This window comes from Peptoniphilus olsenii (genome assembly GCF_040545475.1).
In the GTDB taxonomy this organism is placed as follows: Bacteria; Bacillota; Clostridia; order Tissierellales; family Peptoniphilaceae; genus Peptoniphilus_A; species Peptoniphilus_A olsenii.
The window spans coordinates 109,410-127,966 of sequence record NZ_JBEPMA010000001.1 but is presented as its reverse complement, the minus strand read 5'-3'; the positions used below and the strand labels follow the sequence as shown (position 1 = coordinate 127,966).

23 protein-coding genes are annotated in these 18,557 nt (G+C 29.3%); 2 read left to right on the top strand and 21 right to left on the bottom strand.

Translation table 11 applies throughout. The features are described from left to right. Positions 1-2 precede the first annotated feature (2 nt). The 20 genes from ispG to ABID14_RS00580 all read right to left on the bottom strand — a co-directional run bounded on the left by ispG (position 3) and on the right by ABID14_RS00580 (position 16,982). Positions 3-1,055, bottom strand: coding sequence for a flavodoxin-dependent (E)-4-hydroxy-3-methylbut-2-enyl-diphosphate synthase (gene ispG, locus ABID14_RS00675; RefSeq protein ID WP_354366523.1), 1,053 nt, complete (start codon positions 1,053-1,055; stop codon positions 3-5). Next, entirely contained in the window at positions 1,052-2,059 is a 1,008-nt protein-coding gene (gene rseP / locus ABID14_RS00670; RefSeq protein ID WP_354366522.1) for an RIP metalloprotease RseP, read from the bottom strand. The genes ispG and rseP overlap by 4 nt, the downstream gene beginning before the upstream one ends. A gap of 13 nt (positions 2,060-2,072) precedes the next feature. Further along, entirely contained in the window at positions 2,073-2,855 is a 783-nt protein-coding gene (locus ABID14_RS00665; RefSeq protein ID WP_354366521.1) for a phosphatidate cytidylyltransferase, read from the bottom strand. Then, positions 2,856-3,581, bottom strand: a complete 726-nt coding sequence (gene uppS / locus ABID14_RS00660; protein ID WP_354366520.1) for an undecaprenyl pyrophosphate synthase — start codon at positions 3,579-3,581, stop codon at positions 2,856-2,858. A gap of 46 nt (positions 3,582-3,627) precedes the next feature. Next, complete coding sequence (gene frr, locus ABID14_RS00655; protein ID WP_354366519.1) at positions 3,628-4,185, bottom strand: ribosome recycling factor; 558 nt, start codon at positions 4,183-4,185, stop codon at positions 3,628-3,630. 9 nt (positions 4,186-4,194) lie between these two features. Beyond that, positions 4,195-4,905, bottom strand: coding sequence for a UMP kinase (gene pyrH / locus ABID14_RS00650; protein WP_354366518.1), 711 nt, complete (start codon positions 4,903-4,905; stop codon positions 4,195-4,197). Positions 4,906-4,917: 12 nt separating this feature from the next. Next, positions 4,918-5,565, bottom strand: coding sequence for a translation elongation factor Ts (gene tsf / locus ABID14_RS00645; protein ID WP_354366517.1), 648 nt, complete (start codon positions 5,563-5,565; stop codon positions 4,918-4,920). A gap of 70 nt (positions 5,566-5,635) precedes the next feature. Next, positions 5,636-6,424, bottom strand: a complete 789-nt coding sequence (gene rpsB, locus ABID14_RS00640) for a 30S ribosomal protein S2 (RefSeq protein WP_354366516.1) — start codon at positions 6,422-6,424, stop codon at positions 5,636-5,638. Between the two features lie 191 nt (positions 6,425-6,615). Further along, the gene (locus ABID14_RS00635; protein ID WP_354366515.1) at positions 6,616-7,161 is read right to left on the bottom strand and encodes a rubrerythrin family protein; all 546 of its coding nucleotides are present in this window, start codon (positions 7,159-7,161) and stop codon (positions 6,616-6,618) included. Between the two features lie 102 nt (positions 7,162-7,263). After that, the gene (gene prfA / locus ABID14_RS00630) at positions 7,264-8,340 is read right to left on the bottom strand and encodes a peptide chain release factor 1 (RefSeq protein ID WP_354366514.1); all 1,077 of its coding nucleotides are present in this window, start codon (positions 8,338-8,340) and stop codon (positions 7,264-7,266) included. Between the two features lies 1 nt (position 8,341). After that, on the bottom strand, positions 8,342-9,172 hold the full coding sequence (gene prmC, locus ABID14_RS00625) for a peptide chain release factor N(5)-glutamine methyltransferase (RefSeq protein ID WP_354366513.1): 831 nt from the start codon (positions 9,170-9,172) through the stop codon (positions 8,342-8,344). A gap of 42 nt (positions 9,173-9,214) precedes the next feature. Continuing rightward, on the bottom strand, positions 9,215-9,418 hold the full coding sequence (gene rpmE / locus ABID14_RS00620; RefSeq protein WP_354366512.1) for a 50S ribosomal protein L31: 204 nt from the start codon (positions 9,416-9,418) through the stop codon (positions 9,215-9,217). A gap of 146 nt (positions 9,419-9,564) precedes the next feature. Next, on the bottom strand, positions 9,565-11,022 hold the full coding sequence (gene rho, locus ABID14_RS00615) for a transcription termination factor Rho (RefSeq protein WP_354366511.1): 1,458 nt from the start codon (positions 11,020-11,022) through the stop codon (positions 9,565-9,567). Between the two features lie 7 nt (positions 11,023-11,029). Further along, positions 11,030-11,995: a class II fructose-bisphosphatase gene (gene glpX / locus ABID14_RS00610; protein WP_354366510.1), complete on the bottom strand. Its 966-nt coding sequence runs from the start codon at positions 11,993-11,995 to the stop codon at positions 11,030-11,032. Further along, positions 11,995-12,654: a fructose-6-phosphate aldolase gene (fsa, locus tag ABID14_RS00605; protein WP_354366509.1), complete on the bottom strand. Its 660-nt coding sequence runs from the start codon at positions 12,652-12,654 to the stop codon at positions 11,995-11,997. The genes glpX and fsa overlap by 1 nt, the downstream gene beginning before the upstream one ends. Beyond that, positions 12,655-13,131, bottom strand: coding sequence for a 2-C-methyl-D-erythritol 2,4-cyclodiphosphate synthase (gene ispF, locus ABID14_RS00600; RefSeq protein WP_354366508.1), 477 nt, complete (start codon positions 13,129-13,131; stop codon positions 12,655-12,657). Continuing rightward, positions 13,128-13,829 carry a 2-C-methyl-D-erythritol 4-phosphate cytidylyltransferase gene (gene ispD, locus ABID14_RS00595; RefSeq protein ID WP_354366507.1) on the bottom strand — a complete coding sequence of 234 codons (702 nt, stop codon included), beginning with the start codon at positions 13,827-13,829 and terminating at the stop codon, positions 13,128-13,130. Before ispD ends, ispF begins: the two co-directional genes overlap by 4 nt. A gap of 7 nt (positions 13,830-13,836) precedes the next feature. Next, positions 13,837-15,279 carry a peptidoglycan D,D-transpeptidase FtsI family protein gene (locus ABID14_RS00590; protein WP_354366506.1) on the bottom strand — a complete coding sequence of 481 codons (1,443 nt, stop codon included), beginning with the start codon at positions 15,277-15,279 and terminating at the stop codon, positions 13,837-13,839. Continuing rightward, positions 15,272-16,537, bottom strand: coding sequence for an FtsW/RodA/SpoVE family cell cycle protein (locus tag ABID14_RS00585; RefSeq protein ID WP_354366505.1), 1,266 nt, complete (start codon positions 16,535-16,537; stop codon positions 15,272-15,274). Before ABID14_RS00585 ends, ABID14_RS00590 begins: the two co-directional genes overlap by 8 nt. A gap of 4 nt (positions 16,538-16,541) precedes the next feature. Further along, positions 16,542-16,982, bottom strand: a complete 441-nt coding sequence (locus ABID14_RS00580; RefSeq protein WP_354366504.1) for an FHA domain-containing protein — start codon at positions 16,980-16,982, stop codon at positions 16,542-16,544. A gap of 145 nt (positions 16,983-17,127) precedes the next feature. On the opposite strand from ABID14_RS00580, the gene ABID14_RS00575 reads away from it, so the two are divergent. Both ABID14_RS00575 and ABID14_RS00570 read left to right on the top strand, forming a co-directional pair. Next, a complete protein-coding gene (locus ABID14_RS00575) occupies positions 17,128-17,733 on the top strand; it encodes a regulatory protein RecX (protein ID WP_354366503.1) in 606 nt (201 codons plus the stop codon). Further along, the gene (locus ABID14_RS00570) at positions 17,723-18,022 is read left to right on the top strand and encodes a GIY-YIG nuclease family protein (protein WP_354366502.1); all 300 of its coding nucleotides are present in this window, start codon (positions 17,723-17,725) and stop codon (positions 18,020-18,022) included. Before ABID14_RS00575 ends, ABID14_RS00570 begins: the two co-directional genes overlap by 11 nt. Before the next feature lie 200 nt (positions 18,023-18,222). Here the strand turns inward: ABID14_RS00570 and ABID14_RS00565 are convergent, their stop codons facing one another. After that, on the bottom strand, positions 18,223-18,555 hold the full coding sequence (locus tag ABID14_RS00565) for a cytochrome C biosynthesis protein (RefSeq protein WP_354366501.1): 333 nt from the start codon (positions 18,553-18,555) through the stop codon (positions 18,223-18,225). Positions 18,556-18,557 lie beyond the last annotated feature (2 nt).

The following is an 18,557-nucleotide window of genomic DNA, read 5'->3' as shown; positions in this document are numbered from 1 at the left end:
CCTTACTTTTCTATTTCTTTTATAAGTTCTTCAATTAATTTTTCTTCCGAAACTTTTTTAATTATTTGACCTTTTCTGAAAATAAGTCCATTCCCTTCACCAGCTGCTATTCCAAAGTCAGCTTCTCTAGCTTCACCAGGACCATTTACTGCACAACCCATAATGGCAACTGTTATATCTTTATTGATTTTATCTAATTTTTCTTCAGCTTGTTCCACTAAATTTATCAAATTAATTTTTGTACGAGCACATGTTGGACATGAAATTAAATTAACTCCATATTTCCTTAAGTTCAGAGATTTCAAAATATCCTTACCAACTTTTATCTCATCCAAAGGATCAGATGTTAGAGACACTCTTATAGTGTCACCTATACCTTGTGAAAGCAAAGCTCCAATACCTACAGAAGACTTTATAATGCCAGTAGAAGGTGGGCCAGCTTCTGTAACACCTAAGTGTAGAGGGTAATTACATATATTAGAAAATTTTTTGTAGCTTTCTATTGTCAAAACAACATCAGAAGCTTTTAAAGAAACGGCTATATTATAAAAGTTATTAGATTCTAGTAGTTCAATTTCTTCTAATGCACTGTAGCAAATGGATGATGCATTGACACCATTATATTTATCTAAAAAATCTTTTTTTACGGAACCTGAATTGACCCCAACCCTAATAGGAATATTTTTATAAGCACAAGATTTAAGAACTTCACGAATTTTCCAATTTGCACCAATATTACCAGGATTTAATCGTATAGCATCTGCACCATTCTCACTAGAGGCAAGCGCAAGTTTATAATCAAATTGAATATCAGCAATAAAAGGTATATTAATTCTTTTTTTTATTTCAGAGATTGCTTTTGCATCCTCTATATCATTTACAGCACATCTAATTAAATCGCAACCTTCATGCTCCAATGAAAGGATTTGATTTACTGTAGATTTTATATCTTTTGTAACAGTATTAGTCATTGATTGTACTGTTATATCGCTATTTCCACCTATATATATATTTCCAACACTTATTTTTTTTGTGTTTTTTCTTTCAATTGTCATTTGAACAACCTTCCTAAGTCATTAAAAATTGTAACATAAATCATCAAACTAAAAAGTATAATTATTCCTATGAGTGTCAATTTTTGTTCTAATTTTGGGTCTATTGGTTTACCTCGAAAAAATTCAATTATTAAAAATAAAAATTTTCCTCCATCCAATGCAGGTATAGGTAATAGATTAAATATACCTAAATTCACAGATATAAGACCTAGTATTTGCAAAAAATAAATTAACCCTTTAGAAGATTCTGAACCAATAATTTTTACAACTCCTACAGGTCCTGATAAGTATTCCATTTTAAAATTACCAGTAAAAATCATATTAAGAGTTTCAAATATAGTTTTAGATGTAAAAATTAATCTATCAAAACCAACTTTAAAAGATTTCAGAACAGAATGTTTTGTTTTGGCAGTAAATCCTATTAAATAGGTTCTATACACATCAGAGTATACAGGTTTTATATTTTTAGTAATAATAATCCCTTTTCTTAAAATGTTAAATTCTATTTGTGCTCCATCACTTGAATTAATAATTTTATTAATATCCAATAGATCATTAACTTTTTTATTATTCAGCGAAATAATTTCATCACCTTTATTTAGCTTAGCAAGTTTTGCAGGAGAACCATCTGATATATTTTCTATAACATTAGAACCGTATCCTGTAATTAAAACAATTAAACTAAAAGCCAAAAAAGCAAGTATAAGGTTCATAAATGCACCCGCAAGTATTGTAGCCATGCGTTTTTTTATATTAGCATTTTGAAAAGAACGAGGATCTTCAGAATTCAAATCTTCTCCCTCTAATTGAACATATCCTCCAATAGGTAAAACTCTCAAAGAATAAATAGTCTCACCTTTTTTCTTTTGTGCTATTTTAGGCCCCATTCCTATAGAAAACTCATTGACTCTAATACCTGATATTTTTGCAACTATAAAATGACCAAACTCATGAATTATTACAACTAAAAGGAAAACTACTAAAGAACTAATAAAAGTAATCATAAAAACTCCTAAATTATAGTATATGGAAAAGCACATAAATAAATGGACTTACAAAAATTATACTATCAAATCGATCTAATACTCCACCGTGACCTGGTAAAATATTTGCGTAATCTTTAATTCCTGTATACCTTTTTAAGTAAGATGCAAAGAGGTCACCAAATTGCCCAGCTACAGAAGCTAGGATAATGATAAGTACAACATAAAAGTTAATGTGTATATTAACAAAATTTTTGCTTATATAATAGAAATAAATTGTTGTGATTATGGTAGCAGAGAATGTACCACCAATAGCGCCTTCTACTGATTTATTAGGGCTAACCCTTTCAATTAGTTTATGTTTACCAAAAATTGAACCTATAAAATAAGCAAAAGTATCAGTAGAAAAAGATACAACAAAAGCTGAAATAATTAGCATTATATCATTTGATATTGCCAACAAAGTAAGCAAGAAAACTGAATAAAAATAAGCAAAAAATGTATATATGGAATTGTTCAAGCTATAATCATCAACTATAATAGTGCAAATAGAATTAATTATAAAAAATGCTATAGGTGCAAATAAAATATTTAACTCAAAAAAAGAAACAACAAAAGTAATTACCGAGCCAAAAAATAAAGTAGGCAGAAAAAGAGTAATACCTTTTTTTATCAAAGCATTATAAATCTCTCTTATTGCTTCTAAAGTTACAATGAAGAAAAATATTTTAATAGCTTCAATTCCTAAATACATAATTAAAATTAAAGCAAGTATACCAATTACACCGGTGATAACTCTTTTGTGCAAATCTTTCAACTAAAGTCCCCCAAACCTTCTATGTCTAAGCTGAAATTCATATATCGCTTTACAGAGCTGATTTTCGTCAAAATCAGGCCATAAAACATCAGAAAAATAAAATTCAGCATAAGCCAATTGATATAATAAAAAATTTGATACTCGTAATTCTCCACTTGGTCGAATAAGTAAATCTAAATCTGGAGATTCATGAGTATACAAATATGATTTAAAAATTTCATTATCTATCTCATTAACTTCTATTATACCCAAATTAACATCTTTAACAATATTTTTAGTAGCTCTCACAATTTCATCTTGACCACCATAGTTAAGAGCGATATTTAATATCATTTTATCATTTGAAGATGTCTCCTGCAACGCCTTAGTAATTTCATCTACCACTCTTGGAGGGAATTTGGTGTAATCTCCTAAAACATTTATTTTTATATTATTTTTTTTAATTTTATCTAGTTGTGTCTTTACATAGAAAATTAAAAGTTCCATCAATTTTGAAATCTCTTCGTTTGGTCTCTTCCAATTTTCTGTAGAAAAAGCAAAAAGAGTTAATGCTTTAATATTCAGATTATATGCGGATTGAACAATTTCTACAACCTTGTCTGAACCAGCCTTGTGTCCAAATGATCTTGGCAAGCCTCTTTTTTTTGCCCATCTACCATTACCATCCATAACAATCCCGATATGGGATGGAATATTATCCAAATCTAATAAACTTTTATAATTCATAATTCACCTTAAAAAAAGCCTTAGATTTCTCTAAGGCTAAAATGTCTCAAATTTCCATAAGTTCTTTTTCCTTAGCTTCTGTTATTTTGTCAATTTCTTTAATATATTTATCAGTTAGCTTTTGGATGTCTTCTTCATACATAATTTTTTCATCTTCGGAAATTTCTTTGTTTTTTTCTGCTTTCTTAATTTCTTCCATAGAATCTCTTCGAATATTACGGATAGAAACCTTACCTTCTTCAGAATATTTTCCTACAACTTTAACAAGATCTTTTCTTCTTTCTTCGGTAAGTTGTGGGATAACTAATCTAATCAATTTACCATCATTAGATGGATTTATACCTAGGTCAGATTTTTGAATTGCTTTTTCTATATCTGGAATAATTTTTACATCCCAAGGTTGAATTACTAATAATCTTGCTTCGGGAGCAGATACACTTGCCACTTGATTAATTGGCGTAGATTGTCCGTAATAATCAACATTAATTTTATCTAATAAACTAGTATTTGCTCTTCCTGCTCTAATTGATTGAAGATTTTCTGTTAAGGAAGTTACAGTTTTCTTCATTCTGTTTTCAGTATCTTTCTTCAGATCAGATATCATAATATCCTCCTATTTAACTTTAGTACCTAAATCCTTACCACAAACTACATCATACATAGAATTTTCATCATCAATACCAAAAACAACTAGAGGTATATGATTGTCCATGCATAAAGTTGTGGCAGTAGCATCCATAATTTTCAAATTATTTTTAAGAATCTCTCTATAATTTAAGGAATCATATTTTTTGGCATCAGGGTTGAATTTTGGGTCAGAGTCATAGATACCATCTACACCTTTTTTTGCTAACAAAATAACATCAGCATTAATCTCAGCAGCTCTTAAAGCAGCTGCTGTATCTGTAGAAAAGTACGGATTTCCAATTCCTGCAGAAAAGATTACGACCCTTCCCTTTTCTAAATGTCTAATAGCTCGTCTTCTAATATAAGGTTCGGCTACTTCTTTCATCTCAATAGCTGTTTGAACTCTTGTGAGTACACCCATTTTTTCAAGACAATCTTGTAGAGCTAACGCATTCATAACTGTACCGAGCATACCCATGTGGTCTGAGGTTGCCCTGTCAATATTATTTGCTTCTCTTCCTCTCCAGAAATTTCCACCACCGACAACTATGCCAGTTTCAACTCCAAGATTATGAATTTTTTTAACTTGTTCAGCAATGAGCTTAATATAATCAATTTCAATGCCAACAGAGTTATCCCCAGCCATAGCCTCGCCACTTAATTTTAGAATTATTCTCTTATATTTAGGTTCTGGCATAAATTCCCTCGATTATTGGTTGATTTGTTTTGCTACTTCTTCAGCGAAATCTTCTTCTCTTTTTTCTAGTCCTTCTCCTACTTCAAATCTAACAAATCTTCTTATTTTGATATTTTCACCAATTTTAGCAATTAAGTCATTAAGAAGCTCTTGAATAGTTTTATCAGAATCTTTGATGAATTTTTGATCTAATAAACAAACTTCTTCATAATATTTTTCAAGTCTACCTTCAACAATTTTATCTAGTATGTGTTCAGGTTTGTTTTCACTCTTAGCTTGTTCAGTTAAAATTTCTCTTTCGTGTGCTAATTCTTCTTGTGGGACTTCTTCACGTGAAACATATTTTGGTCCAATAGCAGCTATTTGCATTGCAATATCTTTTACAAAAGATTTAAATTCTTCATTTTTAGCGACAAAATCTGTTTCTGAATTTACTTCTACTAAAACTCCAATTCTACCACCATGAATGTAAGATTCAACAATACCTTCAGAAGCAATTCTAGAAGATTTTTTTGCTGCAGAAGCTAATCCTTTTTCGCGTAAAAAGTCAACTGCTTTTTCCATATCTCCATCTGTTTCTTGTAATGCTTTTTTACAATCCATCATACCTGCTGATGTAATTTCTCTTAATTCCTTAATTTGTGCTGCTGTAATTGCCATTTTAATTCACTCCTTATATATTTTAAAAAAAGAGTTATAAAGGATCACTTTACAACTCTCAAAAATTATCTTACTCTTCTGTAATTTCTTCTTCACTAGAAGCTTCGTCAACAGATTCTTCTAACTCTTCTTGATTGTTTTCATAATCACTTACTAAAGCTTCGTCTTCAGTTTGATTCCCTTGTTTACCTTCAAGAACGGCATTTGCTATAGTTTCTGTAATTAATTTAACAGCTCTAATTGCATCATCATTACCAGGGATTGGTAAATCAATTTCATCAGGATCACAGTTAGTATCAACGATACCTATAACAGGAATTCCTAGAATATGAGCTTCTTTAACAGCTATGTTTTCTTTCTTAGGATCTACAATGTAAAGAGCATCAGGCATACCTTGCATATGTTTAATTCCACCTAAGAATTTTTCTAATTTTTCTCTCTCGTGTAGTAATTCAGCAACTTCTTTTTTAGGAAGAACTTCAAAAATTCCTTTTTCTTCCATATCATAAAGTTCAAAAAGTCTGTCGATTCTTCTCTTGATAGTTTTATGATTTGTTAAAAGTCCACCAAGCCATCTTTCGTTAATGTATGGCATACCACATTTGATAGCTTCTTTTTCTATAGCATCTTGAGCTTGTTTCTTTGTACCTACAAAAAGAATTTGTCCGTCATTAGCTGCTATTTCTCTAGCAAATTCATATGCTTCTTCAACTTTGTTAACAGTTTTTTGAAGATCGATTATATAAATACCATTTCTTTCTGTAAATATAAATCTCTTCATCTTAGGGTTCCATCTTCTAGTTTGATGACCGAAGTGAACACCAGCTTCTAATAAATTTTTCATTGATATTACTGACATTTTATAACCTCCATGTTTTATCCTCCATTTTCATCAACTGATAGAAGGACGAGATCGCAACTCTTCTATCATCAAAAAATGTGTGTTTTTAATACCGTTAAAAAGTATATCATAGATGGCTAAAATTAGCAATAATATAAATTAAAAAACTCTCCTTTAATACATAAAGGAAAGTTTTTTTAATAATAAAATTAATATTCAACAAATTTATCTTTTTTACATCCACATATAGGGCAAGCTTCTTCTGTGTCATCAAAAGTGATGTATCCACATATAGGACATAATAAGATTTTTTCAACATCTAAATCTTTACCTTGATCAACAAAGTCCTTAGCTTCTTGATATCTTTTTGCATGTACTTCTTCAGCAGCAGTTGCGTATTTCATAGCTCTAACAGCTTCTTTTTCTTCTTGCATTTCAGCTACTGCGATATAAGCTGGATACATTTGTGTAGATTCAAATATTTCACCGTTTTTTGCTCCAACTAAGTTTTCAGAAGTTTCTTTTATACCAAAACCAGCCATAGAAACTACAGGGAAATCACCATCAACATCTCTTAACGCGTTGAAATGCAATGTAGCATGGATTCTTTCTGCATCAGAAGTAGCTGTAAAAAGTCTTTTTACATTAGGAAATCCTTCTTTTTCTGCAACATCTCCCCAAATTAAGTATCTCATATGTGCTTGTGACTCTCCGCCAAAAGCTGATCTTAAGTTATCACTTGTCATTTGATTCATAATATTACCCCCTTAAAATAAGTTATAAACTTTACATATATATTATAGTTTATAGAAATATAAAAATCAAATAATTAAAAATATCATAAATATTAATTTAACTTAATTAGTTTTATCAATATTAGATATTTTTTGAGTTTGATCATAGGCTATTAAAGCATCTATTATTTCATTTAAATCTCCATCGTTAATCGCGTCAATTTTATGGGTAGTAAAGTTAATTCGGTGGTCGGTTACCCTACCTTGTGGATAATTATAAGTTCGTATTCTCTCGGAGCGATCACCTGTACCTATTTGAGATGATCGTTGTTCGGACTCTTGTTCGTTTTGTTCTTGCAATTTTAGATCATATAATTTAGCTCTTAATAATTTCATCGCTTTTTCTTTGTTTCGAAGTTGTGATTTTTCATCTTGACAAGAAATTACAATACCAGTTGGAATGTGAGTTAATCTTACTGCAGAATCTGTAGTGTTAACACATTGTCCTCCATTTCCACTAGCTCTGAAGACATCAAATCTTATTTCGGATTGGTTTATTTCTACTTCAACATCATCTATTTCTGGCAAAACAGCAACTGTTGCTGTAGAAGTATGAATACGGCCTCCACTTTCTGTTTCAGGAACTCTTTGTACCCTATGAACTCCCGATTCAAATTTTAATCTTGAATATGCACCATTACCTATAATCATAAATACTGCTTCTTTGAAACCGCCAATTCCTATCTCATTAGTAGATATTGTTTCTACTTTAAATCCCGACCTCTCAGCATAACGGGTATATTGTCTATAAAGTACACCGGCAAAAAGTGCAGCTTCATCTCCACCTGCTCCTGCTCTAATTTCCATGATAACATTTTTATTATCATTCTTGTCTTTTGGTATTAAAAGTATTTTTAAATCATTTTCAAGTATTTCTAATTTTTTTTCAGATTCACTTATTTCTTCTTTAACTAATTCTCTAAATTCATCATCTAATTTTTCTTTTATTAGTTCTTTATTTTCATTAAGTGTATCTAAAGTTTTTTTGTATTCTCTATATTTTAAAACAATAGGTTCAAGCTCGGCGTGTTCTATTGCTTTTTGTTGATATAGCTTAGAATCATTTATTATTTGAATATTGGATAAATCATTTTCTAACTGTATGAGTTTATCTTCAAAAACTGATAATTTTTCGTACATGTTAACTCCTCATTTTACCTACTATTACTCTGTCTAAATTATTTAAATCTTTGTAAATTTTTGTCTCAAAGTTTTTACACATAAGTTTTACTAATTCATGACCTTGATTATAACCTATTTCAAAGATTAAATAACCATCTTTATTTAAAAAAAATGGTGCTTTTTTTATAATATTTTTGTAAAAATAAAGTCCATCTATACCACCATCTAATGCTAGTCTTGGTTCAAAGTTTTTAACTTCAACCTGTAGATTATCTATTTCTTTCCTTTCTATATAGGGAGGGTTAGAATAAATAATATCAAAGGTGCCGTCGATATTATCAAATAAATTACTCTCAATAAATAGTACATTTGAATGTAATAGTTTTGCGTTATCAGATGCGACCTCTAAGGCTTTTTTGCTTATATCACAAGCAGTTGTATTGATATTACTCTCTGAATTAACAGTAATAGCTACTGCACCACTCCCAGTACCAATATCTAATATAGAGTCAATATTATTATTTTTTATTATATCTAACAAAATTTCAATAGATAATTCCGTATCTTGTCTTGGAATTAAAACATTTTTATTTACAATAAAATCTCTTCCAAAAAATTCTGTTTTTCCTAATATATATTGTAGTGGTTCTCCTCTTCTTCTTCTGTTTAGGATTTCAATATATTTTTTTTCGATTAATGGCGAAAGTTTCTGCTCTGAATGTGCAAACAAATATGAAATGTCTTTATTTAATAAATGAGAGAGTATATATCTTAATTCTTTTGAAGATGAAGAATATTTGATATCTTTTAAATATTTCTCACCTTCGTTTAAAGCTTCTGTTATATTCATTATCTTTAATATTAAAAAAGGTTAGCTTGGCTAACCTTTTGATTATTTTTCTCTTTTGTATCTCTTGTTGAATTTTTCAATTCTTCCGCCGTGATCAGAGAATTTTTGTTTTCCTGTAAAGAAAGGATGACAAGCTGAGCACACTTCAACTTTTAGGTCTTCTTTTACAGAACCTGTTGTGAATGTATTTCCACAAGCACAAGTAACTGTTGCTTCTTTATATTCTGGATGAATTCCTTTTTTCATGTATATTAGCCCCCTTATTCTTTTTATAACTCAATTTTTAAATTATAACATTAAAAACTGATAATATCAACCATTAATTAAATAACATTAATATTATACAATAATAATATTTATTTTTCAAATAATAATTTTAAAGATAGTAATAGCTATATTCTATACTTTTTTAAGAATTCTTCATTATTAATTGATTTATCTAGGTTATCTATGAATTGTTCTGTAATCTCATTCTTATTCTCTTCGTTTAATTTTTTTCTGAATGAATGATTAAATTTTAATTCATTTTGATTTAATAATAACTCCTCTTTTCGAGTACTTGATTTGAATATGTCTAATGCTGGGAAAATTCTTCTTTCAGACAAGACTCTATCTAAGTGTAGTTCCATGTTACCAGTGCCTTTAAACTCTTCAAAAATAATATCGTCCATTTTAGAACCTGTTTCAACTAGAGCCGTTGCAAGTATAGTTAAGCTTCCACCTTCTTCAATATTTCTAGCAGCACCAAAGAACCTTTTAGGTTTATGAAGTGATAAGGGATCAAGACCACCAGATAGTGTTTTTCCGCTTGTTGGAGTTATTAGGTTGTAAGCTCTCGAAAGCCTCGTTAAAGAGTCTAATAAAATTACTACATCCTCTTTTTGTTCAACTAATCTTTTAGCTCTATCAATTACCATTTCAGCAATTCGTGTGTGATTTTTTGGGGTTTCGTCAAAGGTTGAATATACAACTTCTCCTTTAACTGATCTTTGCATGTCTGTTACTTCTTCAGGTCTTTCGTCAATAAGTAATACTATTAAATGAATATCTGGATAGTTTTTGCTAATTGATCGTGATATTTTTTTTATTAATGTAGTTTTACCTGATTTAGGTTGGGAAACAATCATACCTCTTTGACCTCTTCCCACTGGAGACAACAAGTCTATGACACGAGTAGCTATGTCTTTGTCCTCAGTTTCCAAGATTATTTTTTCATTAGGATATATAGGTGTTAAATTATCAAAATAATCTCTATGGACTATATTATTTGGATTTTGTCCGTTAACTTTCTTAATATATAATAGAGCATTAAAATTTTCACCTTCTTTTGAAGGAGAAACTGCACCTAAAATTTCATCGCCATTTCTCAGTCTAAATTTTCTTATTTGAGATGGTGAAACGTAAATATCTCCTTCACTTGGCAAATAATTAAAAGTTCTTAAAAATCCATATCCATCTTGATGTAAATCTAAGATGCCTTTAACATAAGTAGTGTCTTCTAAATTTTCCAATGCTTCAGCAGCATTATCAGACAAATCTAATTTCTCAATATCATTTTCTTCTATTATATCTGCATTCTCCTTTCGTGAATTTATTCTTGCAATTAATTCATCTTTTTTTAAAGAATAAGCTTTATCTATATCTAAATTCTTGGCTATTTCTCTAAGTTCAGAAACTTTTAGATTATTTAAATCTTCTTTTTTTTCGGGTATAATTCCTTTAACTATAAAATGTTTATAGTCTTGAGCATTGTAATTGTTACTCAATTTCAAACCCATAGATGCAGCTATTTTTTTTAAATCTTCTAAAGATTTTTTATTTAATATTTCATAATCATTTCTGCTTTTCATAATAAAATCACTTCGCGTAATCTGGTTTAAGATCAAGTGCATGCACTGATTTAATAAATCTTTGAGTTCCACTAGGTAGTCTCAAAACTAAAGATTCAGTTGTAGCTTTATTTTTACCGTAATATTTTACTCCATCTAAAATCTCGCCAGACGTTATGCCAGTTACAGAAAAAATAACCTCATTACCTTTTACTAAATCATCAATATTATAGATTTTATCGAGATTAGAATTTAAGTTTTTACATCTTTCTATCTGTTTGTCATCTGTTGGATGTAATCTACCTTGGAAGTCTCCGCCTAAACACTTTAATGCTGCTGCAGCGATAACTCCTTCAGGAGCTCCACCTCTACCTATAACTAAATCTATACCTGAATCTTCATAACAAGTTTCTATAGCTGTCACAATATCTCCATCGGAAATTTTTTTAATTCGTGCACCAATGGACCTAATTTCATCGATAATATCTTCGTGTCTTGGTCTATCAAGAATCGCTACAGTAATATCTTCTACATTTTTGTCTAAGGCTTTAGCAACTCTTTTTATGTTATCGCTAGGTGAATCATCTAAATTTATGCAACCTTTTGCTTTGGGACCACATGCTATTTTATCCATATAAATATCAGGTGCATGAAGTAGGCAGCCTTTTGGTGCAACTGCAAGCACAGCAATAGAATTAGCCATTCCATGAGCGATAGAATTTGTACCGTCGATTGGGTCAACAGCAATATCAACTTCATTTTCACCAGTTTTAGTTCCAATATTTTCGCCAATATATAGCATTGGAGCCTCGTCTATTTCTCCTTCTCCAATGACAACTGTACCATCAATTTCAACTGTATCAAACATTCTTCTCATTGCATCAACTGCAGCTTTATCAGCAGCATTTTTGTCTCCACGACCAAGCCATTTTCCAGCAGATAATGCAGCTGCTTCAGTTACTCTTGCTAGATTTAAAGCTAAATTTCTATCCATTAGTTAAGTTCTCCTTTTGTTTTTACATTTTTAAAATCATCAAGAAATATTTTCAAACCTTTATCGGTTAAATCATGTTTTATCATTTCTTTAAAAATTTTATATGGTATTGTAGCAATGTCTGCACCAGAATTAGCAACCAATTCAACATGAGTTTGATGTCTAATGCTGGCGGCTATAATTTCAGTATCATAATCATATTTATTAAAAGTATCTTTTATATCTTTAACTAGTTTTATACCACTTTCTCCAATATCATCTAGTCTACCCATAAAAGGACTTATATAAGTTGCTCCAGCATTGGCAGCAAGTAATGCTTGTGATAAAGAAAAAATTAAAGTTACATTAGTCTTTATTCCTTCTTTACTTAATATATTTACAGCTTTTAGTCCTTCCTCAATCATAGGAATTTTAATTACAATATTTTTTGATATTTTTGCAAGCTGACGAGCTTCTTTAAGCATATTTTTGAGGTCTGTAGAGATTACTTCGGCTGAAATGGGACCTTCTACAATAGTAGATATCTCTTCTACAACTTCCTCAAAAACCCCTCCACTTTTTGCAATTAAACTTGGGTTGGTAGTTACACCTGATAAAATTCCCCAAGAATTGATTTCTATTATTTCTTCAATATTCGCAGTATCAATAAAAAACTTCATCTAATCCTTCTTTCTTAAAATACAAACTGCTTGAGCAGAGATACCTTCTTTTCTACCCACAAACCCTAGTTTCTCAGTTGTTGTAGCTTTTATAGATATATTTTCTATATTAGTTTCTAAAATATTAGATATATTTTTTCTCATATTATCAATATAATCTTTTAATTTAGGCTCTTCGCATGCTACAACTGAATCTATATTGTTTACTTCATAACCACTAGAATCCATAATATTATAGACTTTTTTTAGTAATACTTTTGAGTCTATATCTTTATAAGCTTCATCTGTATCAGGGAAATGAAAACCAATATCTTTCATTGCTAAAGCGCCTAAAATAGAATCCATAATAGCATGAATTAGTACATCTGCATCAGAATGGCCTAAAAGTCCTTTCTCATAATCAATATTTTCGCCACCAATTGTTAGTTTTCTTCCTTCTACAAGACAATGAACATCGTATCCTATACCAATTCTCAATCTTTCACCTTCTTAATTAAAGTACTTGCAATTTGCAAATCTTCTTTTGTTGTTATTTTTATATTGTCATAAGAATTATTTATTAACTTAACTTTAACACCAGTTTTTTCCACTAAAGAACAATCATCTGTTCCATAATAATCTTCTGAATAAGCTTGATTATACGCTTTCAATAATATTTCAGCTTTAAATACTTGAGGAGTTTGAACTTGCCATAACATATCTCTATTTGGAGTATAATTTACTAATTTTCCATCTAGTGAAACTTTAATTGTATCTTTAACTCGATTCGCAAGTACACATGCTCCAGTTTCAAAAACTTCTTCAATTGCCTCATCTATTTTGTCGACTGATACAAAAGGTCTTGCTCCATCGTGAGTCAATACAATGTCAGTCTGATCAGGCATATTTATTAATCCATTATAAATAGAATCTTGACGTTCTTTACCCCCATAAACAATTTTATAGTCTATATTAATTTTAAATCTATTAATTATTTCACCAAGATAAGAAATATCTGTATTTTTGATGATAATAACCAAAAAATCGATGTACTTTGATTTTTCTAATTTTTTTATTGTGTGAGCTAAAATAGGAATGTCATTGATAGTTAAAAACTGTTTATTAATACCCATATTCATTCTCTTACCCATCCCTGCAGCAGCTATAAAAGCAGTTACAAAGTTAGAATTATACATATGCACCTCAATCTTCATCAAATTGTAAATTGTCTATAGCGTATTTTAAAAGTTCTCCCGCAATAGGAGCTGCAACTTCACCGCCTGAGTTCTTTATTCCCGGTATAACAACAGCTATTGCCACTTGAGGGTCATCAGCTGGGGCAAAACCTACAAACCATGCATTATTAGTTCCTCGGTCTAAATCGATTTGTGCAGTTCCAGTTTTTCCAGCTATTTTATAACCTCTTTGATAAGCTTCTGTTCCAGTTCCATTATTTACAACATTTTGCATCATCTTGGCAATTTTTTCAGCGTTTTCTTTAGGAAGTGCTTCACTTAAAACGGTTGGAGAATTTCTGAGTATATTTTTACCGTCTGACGAATCTATTCTAGATACAATATGTGGCTGCATCATAATACCATCATTTGCGATAGTAGAAGTTATTAGACACATTTCTAGGGGTGTAACTAACACAGAATCGTGACCGATACCAGCCGAACCTAAAGCAGTTCTATCAAAACCATCTCTAGTGTAATTCCATGTCGATATTTCCAAAGGTAATTCAAATTCAACTTTTTCATTTATCATAAATTTTTTCGCAACAGATGACATATTATCAAGGCCAACATCTATAGCTTTTCTTACAAAATATGTGTTAATAGATTTTGTAAATGCTTCATTTAAATTAACCCTACCATAAATGCCGCCGCCAGCATTTTTAAATTCTCTGCCTTCATCTATTTTTTCTGATCCACGGTCATTGTATCCTTGTGATATACCCGATTCAAGTATAGCCTCGGTGGTTATGATTTTAAAAACAGAACCTGGAGCAAATCTACCTTTGGTAGAACTATTGAATAAAGCACCATTATTTGCTGTATTTATTTCAGCCATGTCCTTGGCAATGTTTTGTGAGTTAAAATCAGGAAGTGAGACCATTGATAATACTTCGCCAGTTTTTGGATTCATCATTACTACTGATCCTCTATCAAAATTTTCAGCAAGAACTGACCTAGTTTTTCTCTGTAAATTTGTATCAGTTGTCAATGTGATTGAATCTCCTGTATATTGATCATAATCACTATTAAATGCAGATTTAAAAATTTTTAATATTTTTGAACCATTTTTGCCAATAAGATAATCATTCATTTCCTTTTCTAAGCCATATTTATCAACTATTTTATCTGAATATCCTATTATGTGAGAATAAATAACAGGATAGTTGTATATTCTATGGTAATTATATTTTTTTCCATTTGAATAAGCCAATACTTCTTGATTTCTATCAAAAATACTGCCTCTTTTTACAGAATTTTCTTTTAAATTCGCTCTTCTATTAGCAGGATGATCAACAATATTATTGGCCTCAAAGATTGTAAAATAAGTCAAATATACTATTGGTGACAATAGAAGTATAATCAAAAATACTAGTAGAAGTAGTATTCTTTTATTATCTTTATTATTCATAACTGTTACCCCTATCGTATTTATAAGATAAATCTTCGCTAGTAACTTGCAGTATACCTAGTGCAATAAAACTAGATATCATGGAACTACCTCCATATGAAATAAAAGGAAGTGTTAAACCTGTCATTGGGATTAATTTAATAACTCCACCTATATTTAAAAAGGCTTGTACAGTGAATAAAATTCCAATTGAGATAGCCAATATTCTATAAAATAAATATTCTTGTTTTAAAGCAATTTTTATAGATCTATATATTAATAGCATATATAGCATAATTATTCCAATACCCGTTAAAACGCCCATTTCTTCGCAGATAGCTGAAAAGATAACATCGGAATAAGCATATGTTATTTGTGAAGGATATCCAACGCCTATACCCTGTCCAAAAAAACTTCCATCTGCAATTGCAAATAAAGATTGTACAATTTGTTGAGCATTATTGACGACATTTTGTGGAGTCCATGGATTTAGCCATATATCAACTCTATTTCTAACATGAGAAAATAGGAAATAACCAGCAATGGCACCAAAAAGCATTAACCCTATATTTATTGCTAAAGCTTTTCTGTCTTCATCATAAATGAATTGAATGCCTGTATATATAGCCATAAATATAGCTACCGTACCCAAATCTCTTTGTAAAAATAAAAAAGCAACGAAAACATACATCACAGCCATTAAATAAAATGAAGTATGTGTATAGTTAAGCTTTTTTAATTTTTTGTTGAAAGTGGTATAAAAAGACGCGATTAAAAAAATAATTAAGATTTTTGTAAATTCAGAAGGTTGGACTGATATATTTTCTGAAATTTTGATCCAGTTAATAGCCCCTTTGGTTCTTTGACCAAAGATTAGAGTAATTAGAAATAAGAAAATTGAACCTCCAAGATAAACAGCAGTCATATATTCTAGCTTTCTTACTGCTCTTAAAGCAAAATAAGTAATATAAAAAACTAAAATACCAGCTAATACCCATATTAATTGTTTTAGACCTAGTGCTGGAGAAAGTCTATAAATTGTAATTATTCCTAAGCTTAATAACATGGAAACTAATAAGAATATATAATTATCCCCTGATGAAACCTTTCCTAGAACTAGATTTGAAACATAAACTATAAGAATTAGCCCCAAAAATAATATCACTATATATCTGTCTATATGATTATTATTAAATAAAAAAAGAAGTAATATACTTAAAATTTCAAAAATAAGTAGTAAATTTCGTGGTTTTCTGTTTTTTAGTACAAAATCAAACATTTAATCACCTATTTTCCACAAAAATAAATTGAATAAAACCAACACCAATCTTATCATTATCATAAAGCTTAATAGGATTATTTGGTTCTATCCTTACACCATTTACAAAGGTACCATTAGCAGAACCTAAATCTTCAATAAAGTATGAATCGTTGTCTTCTAAAAATATCAAGTGATTCTTACTAACAAATTTATCTTTGATTACAATATCATTTTTTGAACTTCTACCGAGTGTTATATTATCATTTAAAATATAATGTTCTTGCATTCTAAAATTTAATGAATCTAATCTATTTACTACTTTTAAATATGAATCATCTAATGCATCTCCTGCAGCAGCAATATTTTTAATATCAAGATACATAAGTCTTAAAATACTAAATATAAAAAGGTATATTATTATTATGAACACATATTTTAAAATCTGTGAAATTAATTCAAACATTCTTCACCTCATTAACTTAAACTATATATCATTATATACTTTTTAAAGAAATTTTTCCATTAAAAGCTTTAAAAATAATGACCTTGACTAGTTTACTGAATTTTAAAGAATTAAATTTTATGTTAAAATATATTCTGGTGATAATATGATAATTGAAAATATTACTTTTAACAAAAATAAATTTATTATTTCTTTTGATTTAGATATTGATATTACAATTACAGAAGATGTTTTAGTGAAATTTAATTTATATAAAGGCATGGAGGTAGAAGATAATTTTAGAGAAATACTTCACAAAGAAAATTCTAAAAATGAAGGATTACTATTATCTTATAAATATTTATCTAATTTAAAAACTACGCAGCAAGTAAAAAATTATTTGTATAGGAAAAAGATAAACCAGTATGTAATTGATGATATTATTATAGAATTAGAAAAAAAAGGATATTTGAATGACTATGACTACGCTTTAAGATTAATTCATGATTCCCAAAAAATAAATAGAGACGGAAAAAATAAAATCATTTATAAATTGAGATCTAAAGGAATTAAGTCAAATATTATAGACAAAGCTATTCGGGAAATAGATGTGAATTTAGAAGAAAAAAATATCCTATATTTATCAAAACGCAGATTTAAAAATAGAGGATATAATGAAAAAGAAATATATTCTTGCAAAAACTATTTACTTAATAAAGGTTTTGATTCTGAACTTATAAATAAAGTTATGGAGAATGTTAATGAAAAATGAATATGTTTATATTTTGAAATGTTCCGATGGCACACTTTACACAGGATATACTAATAATCTAAAAAGACGATTAATTGCACATAATAATGGTAATGGAGCAAAATATACTTGTGGTAGACTGCCTGTTAAATATGTTTTTACACAAAAATGTAGTGATAAATCTGATGCCCTGAAGAAGGAAATTTTTATAAAAGGTTTATCAAAAACAAATAAAGTAAAATTAATAAATGGAAAAATTGATTTAGACAAAAGCTTTCAAGCTTATACTAGAAAAAAGGATAGTAAATAATGTAGTCAACACACAATTACTATCCTTTTTTATTTATAAATATTTTTATATGAATTACTAATGTTAAAAGCATTATAAATTAAACTCCAAGTAAGAGTGTGTCAAAAACCTTTTTTAGAGCTGGACACTGTTAAATTAAAGTCAATTGTATAATTTTACTTTTATAAAGATATTAGCATAAAATTCATTAGAATTGAATCTTATCTTATTTTCTTTTTCTTATATCGATTTTTATCAGAGCTTGCAATTCCAATTATAAGGGCAAAAATTAAAGAAACCAAACCTGAAGATACGCCCATAACAAAGATAATTAAATTATTTAAGCTTTCAGGGTTAAAAAGTCTATTTATTACCATAAATAGAGATATTATACCAATAAAAACTAAAGTTAAACCTGGTAAATATTTAACAAATTTAAGGTCCCTAGCCGCAAAATTAACTATAAAAGTAATCACAATACCAATAACTATCGCACCCATTGTCAGCATAATATAGCTCGAATTATCAATGAGTAATTCATTAATCTTATCCATTT

What these genes read in the sequence shown, in the direction of transcription:
- fsa (WP_354366509.1), bottom strand. Translation starts at nt 12,654, where the DNA reads ATGAAGTTTTTTATTGATACTGCGAATATTGAAGAAATAATAGAAATC.
- ABID14_RS00575 (WP_354366503.1), top strand. Translation starts at nt 17,128, where the DNA reads ATGATAATTGAAAATATTACTTTTAACAAAAATAAATTTATTATTTCT.
- ABID14_RS00565 (WP_354366501.1), bottom strand. Translation starts at nt 18,555, where the DNA reads ATGGATAAGATTAATGAATTACTCATTGATAATTCGAGCTATATTATG.
- rpmE (WP_354366512.1), bottom strand. Translation starts at nt 9,418, where the DNA reads ATGAAAAAAGGAATTCATCCAGAATATAAAGAAGCAACAGTTACTTGT.
- rseP (WP_354366522.1), bottom strand. Translation starts at nt 2,059, where the DNA reads ATGATTACTTTTATTAGTTCTTTAGTAGTTTTCCTTTTAGTTGTAATA.
- ABID14_RS00585 (WP_354366505.1), bottom strand. Translation starts at nt 16,537, where the DNA reads ATGTTTGATTTTGTACTAAAAAACAGAAAACCACGAAATTTACTACTT.
- ispD (WP_354366507.1), bottom strand. Translation starts at nt 13,829, where the DNA reads ATGTATAATTCTAACTTTGTAACTGCTTTTATAGCTGCTGCAGGGATG.
- prfA (WP_354366514.1), bottom strand. Translation starts at nt 8,340, where the DNA reads ATGTACGAAAAATTATCAGTTTTTGAAGATAAACTCATACAGTTAGAA.
- ABID14_RS00635 (WP_354366515.1), bottom strand. Translation starts at nt 7,161, where the DNA reads ATGAATCAAATGACAAGTGATAACTTAAGATCAGCTTTTGGCGGAGAG.
- tsf (WP_354366517.1), bottom strand. Translation starts at nt 5,565, where the DNA reads ATGGCAATTACAGCAGCACAAATTAAGGAATTAAGAGAAATTACATCA.
- uppS (WP_354366520.1), bottom strand. Translation starts at nt 3,581, where the DNA reads ATGAATTATAAAAGTTTATTAGATTTGGATAATATTCCATCCCATATC.
- ABID14_RS00590 (WP_354366506.1), bottom strand. Translation starts at nt 15,279, where the DNA reads ATGAATAATAAAGATAATAAAAGAATACTACTTCTACTAGTATTTTTG.
- ispG (WP_354366523.1), bottom strand. Translation starts at nt 1,055, where the DNA reads ATGACAATTGAAAGAAAAAACACAAAAAAAATAAGTGTTGGAAATATA.
- prmC (WP_354366513.1), bottom strand. Translation starts at nt 9,172, where the DNA reads ATGAATATAACAGAAGCTTTAAACGAAGGTGAGAAATATTTAAAAGAT.
- ABID14_RS00570 (WP_354366502.1), top strand. Translation starts at nt 17,723, where the DNA reads ATGAAAAATGAATATGTTTATATTTTGAAATGTTCCGATGGCACACTT.
- frr (WP_354366519.1), bottom strand. Translation starts at nt 4,185, where the DNA reads ATGATATCTGATCTGAAGAAAGATACTGAAAACAGAATGAAGAAAACT.
- pyrH (WP_354366518.1), bottom strand. Translation starts at nt 4,905, where the DNA reads ATGCCAGAACCTAAATATAAGAGAATAATTCTAAAATTAAGTGGCGAG.
- ABID14_RS00580 (WP_354366504.1), bottom strand. Translation starts at nt 16,982, where the DNA reads ATGTTTGAATTAATTTCACAGATTTTAAAATATGTGTTCATAATAATA.
- rho (WP_354366511.1), bottom strand. Translation starts at nt 11,022, where the DNA reads ATGAAAAGCAGAAATGATTATGAAATATTAAATAAAAAATCTTTAGAA.
- rpsB (WP_354366516.1), bottom strand. Translation starts at nt 6,424, where the DNA reads ATGTCAGTAATATCAATGAAAAATTTATTAGAAGCTGGTGTTCACTTC.
- glpX (WP_354366510.1), bottom strand. Translation starts at nt 11,995, where the DNA reads ATGGATAGAAATTTAGCTTTAAATCTAGCAAGAGTAACTGAAGCAGCT.